This is a genomic window from Flavobacterium lacisediminis (assembly GCF_025909975.1).
Lineage (GTDB): Bacteria > Bacteroidota > Bacteroidia > Flavobacteriales > Flavobacteriaceae > Flavobacterium > Flavobacterium lacisediminis.
Genome location: NZ_JAPCIO010000002.1, coordinates 101,782 through 118,837 on the forward strand (window position 1 = coordinate 101,782; position 17,056 = coordinate 118,837).

Annotated in this window: 16 protein-coding genes and 2 tRNA genes; 6 read left to right on the plus strand and 12 right to left on the minus strand. The window is 32.4% G+C overall.

The features are described 5' to 3' along the window. Window positions 1-24: 24 nt before the first annotated feature. The 6 genes from OJ995_RS03020 to sppA all read right to left on the minus strand — a co-directional run bounded on the left by OJ995_RS03020 (window position 25) and on the right by sppA (window position 6,613). On the minus strand, window positions 25-450 hold the full coding sequence (locus OJ995_RS03020; protein ID WP_264368092.1) for a hypothetical protein: 426 nt from the start codon (window positions 448-450) through the stop codon (window positions 25-27). A gap of 7 nt (window positions 451-457) precedes the next feature. Further along, window positions 458-1,297: a glycoside hydrolase family 19 protein gene (locus tag OJ995_RS03025; RefSeq protein ID WP_264368093.1), complete on the minus strand. Its 840-nt coding sequence runs from the start codon at window positions 1,295-1,297 to the stop codon at window positions 458-460. Between the two features lie 6 nt (window positions 1,298-1,303). Next, window positions 1,304-1,720, minus strand: coding sequence for a hypothetical protein (locus tag OJ995_RS03030; protein WP_264368094.1), 417 nt, complete (start codon window positions 1,718-1,720; stop codon window positions 1,304-1,306). A 26-nt stretch (window positions 1,721-1,746) separates the two neighbouring features. Then, on the minus strand, window positions 1,747-1,950 hold the full coding sequence (locus OJ995_RS03035) for a hypothetical protein (RefSeq protein WP_264368095.1): 204 nt from the start codon (window positions 1,948-1,950) through the stop codon (window positions 1,747-1,749). A gap of 146 nt (window positions 1,951-2,096) precedes the next feature. Further along, window positions 2,097-4,703, minus strand: a complete 2,607-nt coding sequence (locus OJ995_RS03040; RefSeq protein ID WP_264368096.1) for an AsmA family protein — start codon at window positions 4,701-4,703, stop codon at window positions 2,097-2,099. A gap of 143 nt (window positions 4,704-4,846) precedes the next feature. Then, window positions 4,847-6,613 (minus strand): signal peptide peptidase SppA, encoded by a 1,767-nt coding sequence (sppA, locus tag OJ995_RS03045; RefSeq protein ID WP_264368097.1) that lies wholly within the window; start codon window positions 6,611-6,613, stop codon window positions 4,847-4,849. 115 nt (window positions 6,614-6,728) lie between these two features. Here sppA and folK point away from each other — a divergent pair, with 115 nt between their 5' ends. Then, window positions 6,729-7,862, plus strand: coding sequence for a 2-amino-4-hydroxy-6-hydroxymethyldihydropteridine diphosphokinase (folK, locus tag OJ995_RS03050; RefSeq protein ID WP_264368098.1), 1,134 nt, complete (start codon window positions 6,729-6,731; stop codon window positions 7,860-7,862). A gap of 7 nt (window positions 7,863-7,869) precedes the next feature. Then, window positions 7,870-8,388, plus strand: a complete 519-nt coding sequence (locus tag OJ995_RS03055) for a hypothetical protein (RefSeq protein WP_264368099.1) — start codon at window positions 7,870-7,872, stop codon at window positions 8,386-8,388. A gap of 2 nt (window positions 8,389-8,390) precedes the next feature. Here the strand turns inward: OJ995_RS03055 and OJ995_RS03060 are convergent, their stop codons facing one another. Further along, the gene (locus tag OJ995_RS03060; RefSeq protein ID WP_264368100.1) at window positions 8,391-8,918 is read right to left on the minus strand and encodes an RNA methyltransferase; all 528 of its coding nucleotides are present in this window, start codon (window positions 8,916-8,918) and stop codon (window positions 8,391-8,393) included. Between the two features lie 164 nt (window positions 8,919-9,082). Between OJ995_RS03060 and mutS the strand changes: the two genes are divergently transcribed. The 4 genes from mutS (at window position 9,083) to OJ995_RS03080 (ending at window position 12,437) form a co-directional block, all read left to right on the plus strand. Further along, the gene (gene mutS / locus OJ995_RS03065; RefSeq protein ID WP_264368439.1) at window positions 9,083-11,650 is read left to right on the plus strand and encodes a DNA mismatch repair protein MutS; all 2,568 of its coding nucleotides are present in this window, start codon (window positions 9,083-9,085) and stop codon (window positions 11,648-11,650) included. A 151-nt stretch (window positions 11,651-11,801) separates the two neighbouring features. After that, window positions 11,802-11,874 (plus strand) — tRNA-Gly (locus OJ995_RS03070). A gap of 16 nt (window positions 11,875-11,890) precedes the next feature. Then, window positions 11,891-11,976, plus strand: a tRNA-Leu gene (locus tag OJ995_RS03075). 107 nt (window positions 11,977-12,083) lie between these two features. Continuing rightward, window positions 12,084-12,437: a YegP family protein gene (locus OJ995_RS03080; protein WP_264368101.1), complete on the plus strand. Its 354-nt coding sequence runs from the start codon at window positions 12,084-12,086 to the stop codon at window positions 12,435-12,437. 47 nt (window positions 12,438-12,484) lie between these two features. On the opposite strand, the gene OJ995_RS03085 is transcribed toward OJ995_RS03080, so the two are convergent. The 5 genes from OJ995_RS03085 to OJ995_RS03105 form a co-directional block, all read right to left on the minus strand. Then, window positions 12,485-12,712: a hypothetical protein gene (locus OJ995_RS03085; RefSeq protein WP_264368102.1), complete on the minus strand. Its 228-nt coding sequence runs from the start codon at window positions 12,710-12,712 to the stop codon at window positions 12,485-12,487. Window positions 12,713-12,830: 118 nt separating this feature from the next. Further along, window positions 12,831-13,037, minus strand: a complete 207-nt coding sequence (locus OJ995_RS03090; RefSeq protein ID WP_026724294.1) for a hypothetical protein — start codon at window positions 13,035-13,037, stop codon at window positions 12,831-12,833. A 163-nt stretch (window positions 13,038-13,200) separates the two neighbouring features. Continuing rightward, complete coding sequence (locus OJ995_RS03095) at window positions 13,201-15,354, minus strand: S46 family peptidase (RefSeq protein WP_264368103.1); 2,154 nt, start codon at window positions 15,352-15,354, stop codon at window positions 13,201-13,203. 10 nt (window positions 15,355-15,364) lie between these two features. Further along, entirely contained in the window at window positions 15,365-15,814 is a 450-nt protein-coding gene (locus OJ995_RS03100) for a GNAT family N-acetyltransferase (protein ID WP_264368104.1), read from the minus strand. Beyond that, window positions 15,814-17,046 (minus strand): 3-deoxy-D-manno-octulosonic acid transferase, encoded by a 1,233-nt coding sequence (locus OJ995_RS03105; RefSeq protein WP_264368105.1) that lies wholly within the window; start codon window positions 17,044-17,046, stop codon window positions 15,814-15,816. The genes OJ995_RS03100 and OJ995_RS03105 overlap by 1 nt, the downstream gene beginning before the upstream one ends. Between the last annotated feature and the right edge of the window lie 10 nt (window positions 17,047-17,056).

The window sequence follows — 17,056 nt, forward strand, 5'->3', positions numbered from 1 at the left end:
TTATAATTAGAAACGAAATTGTATTTATGGTCTTATGTATACAACAAGTTTACCTTGATTAGACGTTGTTAAGGATAAAATGTTACTATTGTTAGCATTCACACCATTAATGATACTACAAAAAATGGATGCGTCATTTGAATCAATAATTTTTAAAAACTTTTCATTATTTGATAAAGTTTCTCCCTCACATGTATTTGTTATTTGATATAGGTCTGTTGATTCTAATTGATTATCAGTATAGCTTTTTATATATCCATCAATTGTAAATTCAATTTTAGTTGATGGATCATTTTCTAAAACCCAAAATCCGAGAATTTCAGTTTCAGGATCCTCAGTTATTATTAGATTTTCATTAGTTTTTTTATTTATAAATTTATAACCTGAAAAGCCAAAAACTAGTATTGAAGTAGTTAACATAAATAAGAGTATGATATATTTATTTTTCATAATTAAATTATTGACAGTTAATAATATTTTTTGCGGAATTAAGATAGTTTTGCCTAATTATTTTAGTGTCTTTAGGGGCATATCTATTTACTTTTTTTGTAACTGAATTTGAAGTTGTAGCATCATTAATTTCCATTTTATCTAGAACATTTTGCTTGAAAAACCACATTCCACTTACAATTGAATGTCGATAGTCCGACTCTATAATATCTGGGTTACTATATGACCAACCTAAACCTATGTTATTCAAAAAATTAACATACGCATCATAATTACTTTTCCATGTTAATTGTACAATTCCTCTTCCTCTATATCTCCAGCCATCGCCACTCGCTTCATTACCATTTCCGTATTTGCAACAATATACATAGTTTGCTAAAGCTTGAGGATTATTTAAGTAATTATTTGGGTTTGCTAAACTAGGGTCTGTTAAAGAAAATTTACTCGGGTAGACTATTAATAATCTATTAGCGGATGTGTAATTCAAACCCTCTGTTGCATTTAATGTAATAAAACCACCTGTTTCCGCTCCAGTTTGAGCTAAAAAGTGACAAATTTCATTTTTTGTATCTATACCAAAATCATTTGCAACTTCATTTATCATTTCTGCTAATTTATTTCTTATATCTGCTGTAGAATTTGGAAATAATTGTTGCAATTGCTCGACAGTTATATTGCAATCTTTATCTGAAAATTCAGGACAAGTTGGGCACAAAGGGTCAGAATAAATTGGATCAGTTCCTACTGTCCCACTTCCTCCAGAAGTATTATCACCTCCAATTGCTGAGTCGTCAGAAATAACCTCGTCATTTTCTCCATCATCATATGTTGAACAAGTTTCATTCAAAAACTGTTAAAAAATACAATTTGGAGAATAATTTAGACATGCACCATTAACTATGTGTGGGCTGCCAGTACAGCTACCATCACTTTTACCATTGCACATTGTTCGGTATAAATTTCTACAAACAGTTATTACTCTACCATTTATATTTATTGTATTATCATCATAAACTATAGAAGTAACTTCACTATCGCCTACAAAACTGTAACTATTATGTTCAGCAAATTGCATCATAGGCATAAATGGTGTATATTTAATAATATGTGCAGTAGTATTACCAATACTATCATTTTGAACCACTAAATTTTCAAAATAAGTGCTGTTAGGCGAATCTCGTTCAATATGAAATGTGTAGGAAGTTAAATTTCCTACTTGCATTACCCTAACCGGTGTGTTTGTTATTGTAAAGCCATATTGTTCTTCCATAACAGTTCTTGCTTGCGCACTCGATTTTAAATTGTTTTTCTTTTTGGTAGTTTGTTGAAAGATGTAGCAAATTTTGAATCTTTAATTAATTCGTCAAAAGATTTTTGATAAATTTTAATATCTTTTGAATAATTATGATTCCGTATCACTTCTTCTTCCATTGTACAAGATACAAAAAGTGTTCCAGTAAATAAATAGAGCAATAAAATTTTCTTGAGTTTTTGTTTCATATTTGTCTGTTTTAAAATTTTCAACAAACAAATGAAACTTTTTTGAATGCGTTGCTGTAGTTTTTCTGCAGTTTATGTTAAAATTTCAATTTTTTTCAAAGTAAAACAAAACCCTTTCAAGATTGAAAGGGTTTCTTTTATTATGCTTATTCTTTTTTCTTCTTTTTAAGCCAACCATTTATTGCATCAGTTGCTTTTGTTTTAATTTCCTCCTTAGGAGTGGTTTTAGGTTTTGTAGTATCTGTTGCCGTTGTAGTGGTTCCAGAAGTATTGTTTTTAGTTCCTCCTAACATATTAGTTAAAGCTGTTGTGCCTTGATTTACATATTTATCTTTCTGCATTTTAACTAATTGTGTGGTTAAATTCGTAGTCGATTGTTTTAAATCGGAATTAAATTTTGGTTGCGAAAAGTTTCCTGTCATTAATCCGTTTACAGGAATGCTAGTTATTTGTTTTTGGTCGGCAGGTGTTAATTTAGCAATTAAATTGTTTACATCTTTTCCTAAATATTTTACTGGAACATCAAATTTCAAATTGTAATTCATGTTTTGATCAAACCCGTGACTTCCGCCTACGTTTACGGTAATGTCTTGGTATTTAATATCAAATGGTTTAACGTTTACTTTCCCATCTTTAAAGGATAATGCTGCTTTAACGTCATTCAAATTCAACTTGTTTAAATCGATGAATTTCATATTTGAACTCAATGAAGTTAACATGGCTGAGTTCTTTTCATTTATAGTAGTAGATAATAATTGCCCAAATAAATCACCAGAAATGGTTTTTAAGTTAGGCGTCATATCATTTTGTAAATTTCCAGAAAGTTTGATGGTTGAATTCAGTTTTCCGTTAATTACTCCAGCAATTGGTGCAATCGATTTCAACATATCTAATTGGGTAAATGATTCAGCAATATTCACGGCGTTTAATCCTAAATTCATATCAAATTTTGGTGTATTTCCTTTAGTAGAAACAGTTCCAGTTAAACCAATGTTTCCTCCAAAAATACCCATTTTTAAATTATTTAAGGTAACTGCTTCATCTCGGATAACCATGTTTCCAGAAACATCTTTCAAGTTTAAATTATCATAAACAACAGTCCCTGCTTTAGCTGTAATGCTACAATCTAAGAATGAAGGAATTTTAACCGCTTCAGTTGTTTTCTTGCCATCTTCGGATGTAGTGGTGGTTGGAGCCATGAAATCAGAAACCACTAATTTGGTCGAATTCATGTTGAAATTTCCTTTCAAAATTTGATTTTTAAACATAAAGCCATAGAAATTATCTAAGGTTCCGTTTACTTGAATATCAGATGTGCCAGTTTTAGCATCAAACTTACTTAAGTTAATGTGATTCGGATTGAACACTACATTAGCTTGATTAATTTTAAATGGTTTTGCCATTTCTGGACCTTCATAATTGAATCCAGTTAAATTAACAGTTCCTGAATTTTGTATGTTTTGATATTGACTTTTCTCTACCGATAGCATGTCGAATTTCGTTTTTACATCTGCTTTTAAAATTCCTGTTAAAGGTTTGTCTAGTTTTACCGGATACGCTTTGGTAACATTTGCCAAGTTGATAACACCTTTTAATTCGGCATCAACTAATGCGTTTGTTGCGATGTTTCTAATATTCGCTTTAGCATTAAAAACGTCTTGATCAATAGCAAAAGATAATTGATTTAAATTCACGTAAGTGTCATTCATCAAGCCAGTTTCATTGATAATGTGTGTATCAATCACAATATTTTTAACTGATTTTGGTAACTCAGGATATTGGAATGACGCATTTTTAGAAGCGATTTTTACATCAAATGCAGGAATTGTAGTTTCGGTTAAATTCCCTTTTACTTTTCCATCTACTGAAAATTGCCCAGTTGTTTTTACTTTGTTGATATCACCTGAATAAGCAGCAGGAACTAATCCTAAGAAGTTTTTGAAATCAGAAGTTGGTGTTTTGAATGTTAAATCATACGTTTGACCTGCTTCCACCATTTGAATAAATCCGTTGAATTCTAGTGGCAATTGATTAATCAACGCTTTGTTGTCTTTGAATTCATATTTGCTTTTCTCTAAATCAATTCCTAAAACGGCGTCTAAAGTAATGCCTACATTGTTCATGTAGTTCATTTTTTCCATTTCAAAAGATAGTTTGGCAGTAGTTTTTGTTTCCAAATCTAATTTTTGAGCGGCAAAATTTCCTTTTCCTTCATGATAAATGCTGTCCAATACCATTTTCATATCAGAACCTTCATCTACATAACTGAATTTTAAATTTTCAACCTCATAATTCTGAATATCCAAAGCAAAAGGTTTGCTATCTGTAGGTTTTTTTTCTTCTGCTTCTTTTAATGCGATATCAAAATTGCCCACACCATCTTTATTGAAAATGATATTTACAATTCCGTCAATTGCACTGAAACTTTCTAAACTCATGGTTTCGCCTTCACCTTTGAAAAGTTCTTTAACGCTCATGGTAACATTAGTTTCTCCAGCATATAAAAGTGTATCTCCGGCAAAAGGAGCTTTGTTAATAATGCTAAGCTTGTCGATTGTTACATGCGCTTGCGGAAAACTTTTAAATAAACTCAAATCCACATCTTCAAATGCAATATTTGCATTTACGTTTTCATTCAACGTTTTGGCAATCATTTCTTTGATTTTGTCTTTAAACAAAAAAGGAGCTGCTGCTAACGCGATGATGGTTACCAAAAGAAATATCCCAAGTCCTTTTAAAACTTTTTTTAACATAATTGTATTTTTTGAAGTGAATGTGATTTTAAGTTACGCAAAATTAATACCAATTGTAAATTTAAACATTAATTTTAAGTAAAACTTATAAAAAAAATCCCAAAAACATATTGTCTTTGGGATTTTGATGTTTATAGTATAGATTAATGAATCTCAATTTCGTAAGGCATCATCGCTTGAATGCCTTTTCTGCTTTTAACACGTTTGATTTGTTCTAACATTTGAAAACCTTCTTCTCCTAATTGCTCTTTTAATAATTGCTCTTTGGTTTTAAACATTGCCATTCCTGTGAAATTAGCTAATAAATCTTCAAAACTTTTCTCGTACTCTGGGAAGTTTTCTGTTCTGTAAGAAGAAGTTTTTCCAAGTTTAGCTGCGTATTTGATTGCAGCATCTAAACCTCCAATTTCGTCAACTAAACCAAGTTTGTGTGCGTCAACACCTGTCCAAACTCTTCCTTGTGCAATTGCATCTACTTGAGCTGTTGTCATTTTTCTGCCATCCGCGACACGTTTTAAGAAAGTAGCGTATGTTTTTTCAATGCTTTCTAAAACAATCCCTTTAAAGTTTTCGTCAATCGGTTCAAAAACACTGTATCCACTTGCGTTTTCATGTGTTTTTACTTGTTCGGCATTAATTCCGATGTTTTTGCCTAATTCACTCATATTTGGTAACATTCCAAAAACTCCAATTGAACCTGTAATCGTATTTGGTTCTGCGAAAATTCTATCTGCATTAGCTGCAATATAATAACCGCCGGAAGCTGCATAATTCCCCATGGAAACTACAACTGGTTTCACTTTTTTAGTAATTTCAATTTCTCTCCAAATCAATTCAGAAGTCAAAGCGCTTCCTCCAGGACTATTTACACGCAATACAATCGCTTTTACATCTTTATCTTCACGAGCTTCTTGTAATGTGCGTTTAATAGAGCCTTCACCGATTACGTTAACATCGCCTTCACCACCCGCAATTTCGCCTTGAGCATAAATTACCGCAATGATATCGTCTTTTGAATAATCTTCAACTGTAGAAGCTGCTTTTTTAGCATAATCAGTAATGCTAACAATATCGTATTTTTCTTTTTTGTCTATTTTTAATTTCGTTCTAATCATATCGTGATACTCATCTTCATAAGCTACTTTGTCAACTAATTTATTGGCTAAAGCTAACTCTGGAGTTCTTGCACCTAAAGTATTGGCAATAGCATTCAATTGGGCAACAGATAATTTTCTGCTTTTAGAAATATCGGCAACAATTGTATTCCAAACCGAGTTCAACAAAACCGTCATTTGTTCACGATTTTCTGGACTCATTTCTTGAGCTAAGAAAGGTTCTACTGCACTTTTGTATTTTCCATGACGAATAACTTCCATTTTTACACCTGTTTTCTCTTGTAAGTCTTTCATGTATAAAATTTCCGCAGATAAACCTTTTAAATCTACTTCGCCCATTGGATTCAAATATACTTGGTCGGCTACAGAATTGATGTAATATTCTTTTTGAGAATAGCTGTTTGCATAAGCATAAACGAATTTCCCTGATTTTTTAAAATCTTCTAATTTATCACGAACGGCTTTGCTTTGCGCTAATCCTAGCTGTGATTGATTATTAAGAATAGAAATCCCTTTGATTTTATCATCAGTTTTTGCAGCTTCAATTGCATTTAAAATATCGGTAACACCATTGTGATGCGCTTCAAAGTAATTGAAGTCTTTATAGTTGGTTTTTCCGGCGTAGTCTAAAGATACTTTTGATAAGTCTAATTCAATCACCGAATTCTTTTTAACAGTAACCGTATCTTCACCACTGCCAGCAATAGCGCCAATGATAATGATTCCGAAGAAAAAAATCATGCAAAAAATAAATATACCTACAATTGTAGCTAATACATTTCCTAAAAATCTCATTTCAATTTATTTATTATTTACTTGATTAGTAGTTAAAAGTGTAAAATTGTTACATGTTCATAAAAAAACCGAAAAGGTAAATTATAAGTCTAAAATTGTTTGTTATTTTGCCAATATGAGTCAACATCAAGTCATTTTATCATTAGGAAGCAATCAAGGCAATCGATTAGAAACGATTCAGTCTTGTATTGATTTGATTCATAACGAAGTAGCGACGGTTATAAAGGTTTCTAAAATTTATGAAACTCCAGCCTGGGGTTTTGAAAGCGAACCTTTTTATAATACTGCTATTCTAATTCATACGTCAAAATCGGCTCAAAAAATTTTGAATCAGGTTTTGAAAGTAGAGAAGAAGTTGGGTAGAGTGCGTTCCAAAGATTTAGGTTATCAAGCCCGAATAATTGATGTAGATATTATTGCTTTTGATGAAGAAATTATTTCGAACGAAACGTTACAAGTTCCACATCCATTAATGCAAAATCGAAAATTTGTTTTGCAACCCATGATGGATTTGGGATTAAATTGGGAACATCCAACGTTAAAGAAATCTATTGCGCAACTATTATTTCAAACCGAAGATAAAAGCGAAATTAAAGCAGTCCATTCTATAGTTTCTCCAATTGAAAAACTCCAATTACAACAATTCAATTACATTGCCATTGAAGGAAATATTGGAGCAGGAAAAACCACTTTATCAACCAAGTTAGCAGAAGATTGTAATGCCAAATTAGTGTTAGAACGTTTTGCTGATAATCCGTTTTTACCAAAGTTTTACAAAGACCAAAGTCGCTATGCGTTTCCTTTAGAAATGTCGTTTTTAGCCGATAGATATCAACAATTATCCGATGATTTAGCGCAATTTGATTTGTTCAAAGATTTTGTGGTTGCCGATTATCATATTTTCAAATCGTTGATTTTTGCCAAAGTTACACTTCAAGAAGACGAATTTCGTTTGTACAAAACCATGTTTGACATCATCCACAAAGAAATGCCAAAACCTGATTTGTATGTGTATTTGTATCAAAACACCGACCGTCTTTTGGAAAACATCAAGAAACGTGGTAGAAGTTACGAACAAGAAATTCCAGCGGATTATTTAGAAAAAATCAATCAAGGCTACTTAGATTACATCAAAACACAAACCGATTTGAATGTGTTGATTATTGATGTTTCGGATTTAGATTTCGTGAAAAAACAGGAGGATTATATAAGAGTTTTGGATAGTATAAAAAGAAAGTTAGTTAATTGAATAAATTATGAAAAAAGAAATAATTTTTCCTGTTATTTTTGGTCTTTTCACAGCTTTTTTTGCAAGTTATACTTCTCCATTCGATATAATTGAGATTGGAAAAGCTTCAGAATTAGTTCTTCAAAATTTAATTATTCCAATTATTTTTTTGTCAGGTATTCTGGCTTTTTTTGTTTATAAGTTTTATTCTAAAATTGTAAAGCAAGAAAATGAAAAACCAAAAAAGTTTGATCGAGTTTTTGCTCCTTTAATATATTCAATATTGATTTTTTTTAGTTTGTTCTTTTTTACTCGATTTTTAGTTGTTGTAAGTAACGCTTTGATAAGAAATGAGGAGATTATAATTTCTGGTAATGTAACTTACGTTTATCATCATACAGGAAGAGGAGGGGATTATTATAATATTGAAATTAATGATGAAAAATTAAATCGAAAGGTAGAGTTAAGAACAGAAAAATATGATGGTCAGGAATTTGTAAATTATACTTTGAAAATTGGTTTTTGGGGAATTATCTATGGAGATTAATTTTATTTCATCTTCTGAAAAAAATCCCAAATTACAATTCCAGCACTCACCGAAATATTCAACGAATGTTTACTTCCTAATTGCGGAATTTCAATTACGCCATCACTTAAATTAATAGCTTCTTGCGAAACACCTTTAACTTCATTTCCAAAAATTAAAGCATATTTTGTATTCGCTTCAGGCTGAAAATCATCTAGCATAATCGCATTTTCGGTTTGTTCTACCGAATACACTTTTACATTTTCTAGTTTCAATTGATTCACCACTTCTAAAACATCTTTCGCATATTCCCAAGTCACGGTGTCCGTAGCGCCAAGGGCTGTTTTGTGGATTTCTTTGTTGGGCGGTGTAGCCGTAATACCGCACAAATAAATCTTTTCAATTAAAAAAGCATCCGAAGTTCTAAAAACCGAACCAATATTATGCAAACTTCTAATATCGTCTAAGATGATAATAATGGGTGTTTTTTGAGCTTCTTTAAACTCGTTGATGTTTTTACGTTCTAATTCTGCGTTGGCTAATTTTCTCATGTGGCAAAAGTAAAGATTAATTATAAAACTTGAAAACTCGATTTTTAAAAATCATATTGTCATTGTCTTTGATTTTCTTACCTTCGCAATCATACTTAAAATTTGAAATTGTGGCTAAAAAATCTGCAGCAACTCCCGATAAAGCACCCAAGGAAACGCCTTTAATGAAGCAATACAACGAGATAAAAAATAAATATCCCGATGCCTGTTTGTTGTTTCGTGTGGGCGATTTTTATGAAACTTTTGGAGAAGATGCAGTGCGTGCAGCCGGAATTTTAGGGATTACCTTAACCAAACGTGGTGCTGGTTCTGAAACCGAAACGGCGTTGGCAGGATTTCCCCATCATTCCATTAATACGTATTTACCCAAATTAGTTAAAGCCGGACTTCGAGTAGCTATTTGCGATCAATTAGAAGATCCAAAAATGACTAAAACCATCGTAAAACGTGGAGTTACAGAATTAGTTACGCCAGGAGTTTCAATGAATGATGAGGTGTTACAATCGAAGTCGAATAACTTTTTAGCAGCAGTTCATTTTGGAAAAAAATCACTTGGTGTAGCATTTTTAGATGTTTCTACAGGTGAATTTTTAGTTTCGCAAGGCAATGAAGAATACATCGACAAATTATTGCAAAACTTTCGTCCGAGTGAAATTTTAATCCCGAAACAATTTAAAAATCAGTTTAATTCGGTTTTTGGTGATGATTTTCATACGTTCTTTTTGGAAGATTGGGTGTACAAAGAAGATTATGCGTTAGAAAGTTTGACCAAACATTTTCAAACCAATTCGCTAAAAGGCTTTGGTGTTGAAGAATTAACTGAAGGTTTGATTGCTTCGGGGGCGATTTTGTATTATTTGTCGGAAACGCAGCATAATAAAATCCAACACATTACCAATATTCAACGTATTGCCGAAGATGCTTACGTTTGGATGGATAAATTCACGATTCGAAATTTAGAGTTATATCACAGTTATAATCCAAATGCAGTTACGCTTTTAGATGTGATAGACAAAACGCTTTCGCCAATGGGAGCAAGGCTTTTGAAACGTTGGTTGGCGCTTCCGTTGAAAGATATTTCAAAAATAAGAAGTCGTCATGAAGTGATTTCATATTTGAAAACCAATCCTGAAGTTTTACAACAAATTCAATATCAAATCAAACAAATTTCCGATTTGGAACGTTTGATTTCAAAAGTAGCAACAGGCAAAATTTCGCCAAGAGAAGTCAATTTCTTAAAAGATTCTTTAGATGCGATTATTCCAATCAAAACCTTGGCTTTAGCTAGTGATAATGAAGCGTTGCGAGTTATTGGGGATAGTTTACACGCTTGTGAATTGTTACGAGAAAAAATCAAAACGACCATTCAGGAAGATGCACCAGTAAGTGTAAATAAAGGAAACGCAATTGCTGTTGGAGTTCATTCCGAATTAGATGAATTAAGAGCGATTTCTTCAACTGGGAAAGGATATTTGGAAGAATTAGAACAAAGAGAAAGCGCTGCTTCAGGTATTCCTTCGTTGAAAATATCGTTCAATAACGTTTTTGGTTATTATATTGAAGTTCGAAATACACATAAAGATAAAGTTCCAGCCGAATGGATTCGTAAGCAAACCTTAGTAAATGCAGAGCGATACATTACGGAAGAATTAAAAGAATATGAATCTAAAATTTTAGGCGCTGAGGAAAAAATCCATCAATTAGAATCACAGTTGTTTGAGCAGTTGGTGAATTGGATTGCGACTTATATCAAACACGTTCAGTTGAATGCGAATTTAATTGCACAATTGGATTGTTTGACTTCTTTCACTCAATTAGCGATTGATAATAAATATGTTTGTCCTGATTTAGATGAAAGTTTCGATTTAGAAATTAAAGAAGGACGTCATCCTGTTATTGAAAAGCAGTTGCCTGTTGGTGTGCCGTATATTTCTAATGACGTTTATTTGGATAGAGAAACCCAGCAAATCATCATGATTACCGGTCCGAATATGTCGGGTAAATCGGCAATTTTGCGTCAAACGGCTTTGATTGTGTTAATGGCGCAAATGGGAAGTTTTGTTCCAGCAGAAAGCGTGAGAATGGGTGTTGTGGATAAAATTTTCACCAGAGTAGGAGCAAGCGATAATATTTCGATGGGTGAATCTACTTTTATGGTGGAAATGAACGAAACCGCTTCCATTTTGAACAATATTTCTGAAAGGAGTTTGGTTTTGTTAGATGAAATTGGAAGAGGAACGTCAACCTATGACGGAATTTCAATTGCTTGGGCGATTTCTGAATATTTGCACGAACATCCAAATAAGCCGAAAACACTTTTCGCTACACATTATCACGAGTTAAACGAAATGGAAGTTACGTTTGACAGAATTCAGAATTTCAATGTTTCGGTAAAGGAATTAAAAGATACCGTTTTATTCATTCGTAAATTAGTGAAAGGCGGAAGCGCACATAGTTTTGGTATTCACGTAGCGAAAATGGCTGGAATGCCTCAAATTGTGATTCAAAAAGCACAAAAACTATTGAAGCAATTAGAAAAAAGACATTCGAGCGAAGAATTATCCGGAATTAAATCAGCAAATGATGAATTGCAATTGAGTTTTTTCAATTTAGATGATCCACTTTTAGAAGATATTAAAGAAGAAATCATGAATATCGACATTAATACTTTAACGCCTGTTGAAGCTTTAATGAAGCTAAACGAAATAAAACGAATGTTGGTTAAAAAATAATTTCAAAATAAAATATTCGTTATCAAAAGGTTATGAAAAAGTTTCAATTTTTATTTAAAAAGTACTTGCAAGAATAAAAATATGTACTATATTTGCACTCGCAATACGGAACAAGTATGGCGACGTTCTTTAAGAGATTACAATACGAAACGCGAAAATAGCTCAGTTGGTAGAGCGCGACCTTGCCAAGGTCGAGGTCGCGGGTTCGAACCCCGTTTTTCGCTCTATACCAAAATATTTGCTTGAGTGGTGGAATTGGTAGACACGCTGGACTTAAAATCCAGTGGGTAGTAATGCCCGTGCGGGTTCAAGTCCCGCCTTGAGTACAAAAGCTCCGAACATTGTTCGGAGCTTTTTTTGTTTATAAAATTCTCCATTTAGAATTTTCTGTTATCTTTAAAGAATTCTTTATAAAATTATCAATCACAACTATATGGGTACATTTGTAATCGCACAACGATTAAGTGGAGTTTATAAATATGAGTTTGTTTCCAGAAAAGGGAAGACTATTTTTACAAGCAACGATTTTGAATTGCGTTTTGAATGTGAAGAAGAGATAGAAAAACTTAAATGTTCTTTAGAACGTTGTGTTTTTATGCGTTTTAAATCGTCTAGCGGAAAGTTTTTCTTCCGATTGATATTGGATGAGCATGAGGTGGCAGTAAGTAGAAGGTATACTACACAATTGTTGCTTCAAAAAGGGATTGATGAAATTATCAAGTATGCAGATAAAGCGGAGTTTTTAGACTTTTCTTCTGCTGAAGATATATTTGGACCATCAGAATAAAAAAAAGCCTCGCATTGCGAGGCTTTTAAATATAAAATAATTAAAAATTATTTTTTTACTTCTTCTTTAACTGCTTCAACAGCTTCAGTAGCAGCTCCTTCAACTTTAGCAGCAGCAGAATCAGCAACTACAGCAGTAGAGTCAGCAACAGCTTCAACAGTTTCAGTTACTTCAGTAGCAGTAGAATCAACTACAGTTTCTGCCTCAGCAGCAGCTTCTTTACAAGAAACGAACATAGCAGCAACAACTGCTAAACTTAATACAACTTTTTTCATTTTGTTTTAATTATAAAAGGTTAAAATTTTTTTGAATAGAATTTCACTATCCTGTATTTTTTTATATTTAAAAAAAAGCCCCACATTGTGGAGCTTGATTTTTTCTGTCAGCAATAAATTACTTAGCAGGTGCAGCTTCAGCAGCAGGTGCAGCAGTAGCAGCAGAATCAGCAACTACAGCAGTAGAATCAGCTACAGGAGCTTCTTCAACAGCAGGAGTTTCAACTACAGTTGAGTCAACAGCTGGAGTTTCTTCAGCAGCATTTTCTTTACATGATACGAACATAGCAGCAACAATTGCTAAACTTAAAACAACTTTTTTCATCTTACTAAATTATAAAGGTTAATTATTAATTCGGAGCAAAGATATAAATTTTTTAACATGTCAAAATATTTTTAGACATTTTTTTTCATTTTTTTTCTTTGTATTCCGAAATGCTTTATTTCAAATGGCGTGCCAAACTTTTTATTTTTATGAATATTTGTAATTATTTGGCTTTTTGAGACTTAGGATATACTATCGTCATCTCCTCTATAAGATTTTTCGCACCTGCAAATTTATCAATCACAAATAGAATATAACGAGCATCAACCATGATGTTTCTACAGATTTCTGGACTATAATAAATGTCGCTCATGGTACCTTCCCAAACTCTATCAAAGTTCAATCCGATAAGGTTTCCTTTTGCATCTAAAGCCGGACTTCCAGAGTTTCCTCCTGTAGTATGATTTGTTGCAATAAACGCTAATGGCATTTTTCCATTTTTATCGGCATATCTTCCGTAATCTTTTGCATTATACAAATCGATTAATTTTTTTGGAACGTCAAATTCGTAATCACCAGGGATATATTTTTCGATTACTCCATCTAAATAACTCACAGGTTCGTAAATTACAGCATCGCTTGGTTTGTAGCCTTTTACTTTTCCATAAGTTACACGTAATGTACTATTCGCATCAGGGAAAATTCTATCATTAGGGAAGAATTCCATAATGCCTTTCATGTAGGTTCTTTGTAATGCAATGTTTTTCAAGTTAATTTCATCAAACTTAGGAGCTACATTTTTTTGGTAACTATCTGCAATCGATTTTACCAATTGATATCCTTTGTCTTGATTTAATTTTTCTAAAACCGATTTAGCATCTCCATTTAATAATTCTTTCAAACCATTAAAGCTAGTTAATTTTGAAGAACCAAAAACACTAGCTGTCAAGGCAGAAGCATTAACATTGTTTAAACTTTCTGGTAAAAATTGTTTTGGCGATTTTGTAGCGTATAAATTGATTAATTGTTCAAAAACTTTCTCATCAACTTGCGCGCTGTAATCTTTGTACAAGCCTTCAAAGCTTGCAATTAAATTGTTTTTACGATCATTAAAGGATTGTTCGCCTTTTGTTTTATACACTTGTTCTAATTGGTATAAACGGTATCCAAATGATAAAATTTCTGTATTACGTAAAATAACTTCTGTAAAATAATCTCTTGCAATAGCATATTCTCTAATTTCTGAGTAATTTTTCTCGAAATCAGCTAAAATAGTTCCGTATTCTGCTTGCTTTCCAGCTTTGTTAACTCTTTCTTGAAATTTCTTTTCAAACTCTTTTTTAGCTGCAACAGCATTTGATTTTTTTAAACCTTTAGTTTCCCCAATCCATTTTTTCCAAGCATTAGCAATCGAAGCATATTTTGAAGCATATTGAATTTTAATCGCATTGTCTTTTCTCATGAAACCATCTTGCATTTTTAAAGCCGCATCACGAATTTCAACTTTGGCAGGATTCAAATCATTTACAATTTGTTCCACAGCGAATGATGGCAAATATTCTTGTGTTCTTCCAGGATAACCCATTACCATTGTAAAATCGTTTTCCTGAATTCCTTTTGCTGAAACTGGGAAAAAGTGTTTTGGAGTGTAAGGAACGTTGTCTTTTGAATAGTCAGCAGGACGATTGTTTTTATCAGCATAAATTCTGAATAATGAAAAATCTCCTGTGTGACGAGGCCAAACCCAGTTATCAGTATCCGAACCAAATTTCCCAATTGAACTTGGTGGCGCACCAACTAAACGAACATCTTTAAAGGTTTCAGTGACGAATAATAAGTATTGATTTCCATCGTAAAAAGCACGAATCATTGTTTCTTGCCAAGCTTCTCTGGCATAGCTTTTATTTAAAGCCGCAATATTTTGTTGGATTTTCTTTTGTTTATCGCTTTCCGAAGGAAGATTTAAAACACCTTCAAAAATTTTAGTGGTTACATCTTCAATTTTAATAATGAAGGTTACCGTTAAATCTTTGTTTGGCAATTCTTCTTCCATTTTATAAGCCCAAAAACCATTCGTTAAATAATCATTTTCTACCGTAGAATGACTTTGAATATTGTCGTAACCACAGTGATGATTGGTTAATAAAAGTCCTTTTGGCGAAATCATTTCCGCTGTACAACCGCCATCAAAATGAGGAACGGCATCTTTTAAGCTGGAATTATTTACCGAATAAATATCATCGGCGCTAATTTTCATCCCCAAAGCTTTCATTTCTTTTTCGTTGGTTCCTTTTAATAACGAAGGAATCCACATGCCTCCTTGTTGCGCTTGAACTTGGATAACAAATAAAACAAGTAGTAATTTTAAAAATTTCATAAGAATAATTTTATTTAGTGACTTTGTACTTCATTAATTTTCGATTGTGAAGTTCAAAATCGTGTGCAAGATACAATTTTTGTGCGTTTTCGTTATGCGGTTCGACTTCTAAATACAGTAATTTTAACGATAATTTAGGAACTTCTGCTTGAATAAACTGAATAGCTTCTTTTCCAATTCCTTTTCCACGAGCGGTTTCTTTGATGAATAATTCGTCTACAAAAGCAATTTTTCCACCATATTCGAAACTGAAAATAAAAGTGAGAATGATATAACCTACAATTTCATTTTCGGAATAAATCATCCAAGATTTTCCAAGATGTTCATTCGAAATAAATTCCCGAAACAAATTTTTAGTTACTTCAACATCCATTGGATAACTATCAATTGCATAAAAATCCTGCATCATTTGAGTGATGGTTGAAATGTCTGCGATTTCTAATGGTTTGAAGGTTGTCATTAGTTCAAAATATGATTCATAATGGTTTGAGTTGCTCCTTTATTCATTTGAACAAATGTGCTGCAAATGTGCCCTTTTTCTAATCGTTCGTCTTCGTTGTGAAGTAATAAATCAAAAGCTTCATTTAATTGGGTTTGATTTTGAATCGAAATACAACCTTCCATATTTACTAATGCTGTAGCTTCAGCAAAATGCGAGTAATTTGGACCAATCACAACCGGAACTCCAAAAGTTGCTGGTTCTAAAATATTATGAACACCTGGATTTCCAAATCCGCCACCAACGTAAGCAATATCTGCATACGAATAGATTTTGGTTAAAATTCCGATGGTATCGATGAGAAAAACGTTAGAATTCGATAGATCAACATTATCTTTTTCAGAAAACAAAATCGTTTTTTTAGAAATAGTATTTTTCAATTCCTGAATTTGTTCCGATTTGATATTATGTGGCGCAATAATAAATTTCACGTCATCCGAACTCTGATTGATGTAATTCACCAATAAACTTTCGTCTTTAGGCCACGAACTTCCAATGACGATTGTGGTTTTGTTGTCTTTGAATTGTTCGATGAAATCCAATGAATTATCTCGTTCTAAAATGGAAACCACTCGGTCAAAACGTGTATCGCCAGAAACTTTTACGTTATTGAATCTAATACTTTGTAGAAGGTTTCTTGAGCTTTCATTCTGAACAAAAAAGTAATCAAATGTTTTTAAGGCGTTTCTATAAAATCCACCATACCATTTAAAAAATGCTTGATTTTCTCGTAAAATTCCAGAAATTAGATAAGTCTTTATTTGTTGTTTCTTAAGTTTGTTTAAATAGTTTGGCCAATATTCATATTTGATAAAAAATGCCATTTCTGGATGAACTAATTCAACAAATTGTTTTGCATTCGAAATCGTATCTAAAGGCAAATAAACTGTAACATCAGCAATTGCATTGTTTTTTCTGACTTCATAACCCGAAGGTGAAAAAAACGTAACCACAATTTTATGTGTTGGAAATTGTTCTTTTATTGCTTCAATCACAGGTAAGCCTTGCTCATATTCGCCCAAGGAAGCCGCATGAAACCAAATCGTTTTATCCGAAGTTTGAATTTTATTAGCTAAAGTTTGAAAGACCGATTTTCGTCCATCAACAAAAAGTTTCATTTTTGGACTAAAAAGCGCAATTATTTTTAGCAATTGTGAAGCTAGAATTACAATTAAATTATATATTTGATTCATGCCTATATTT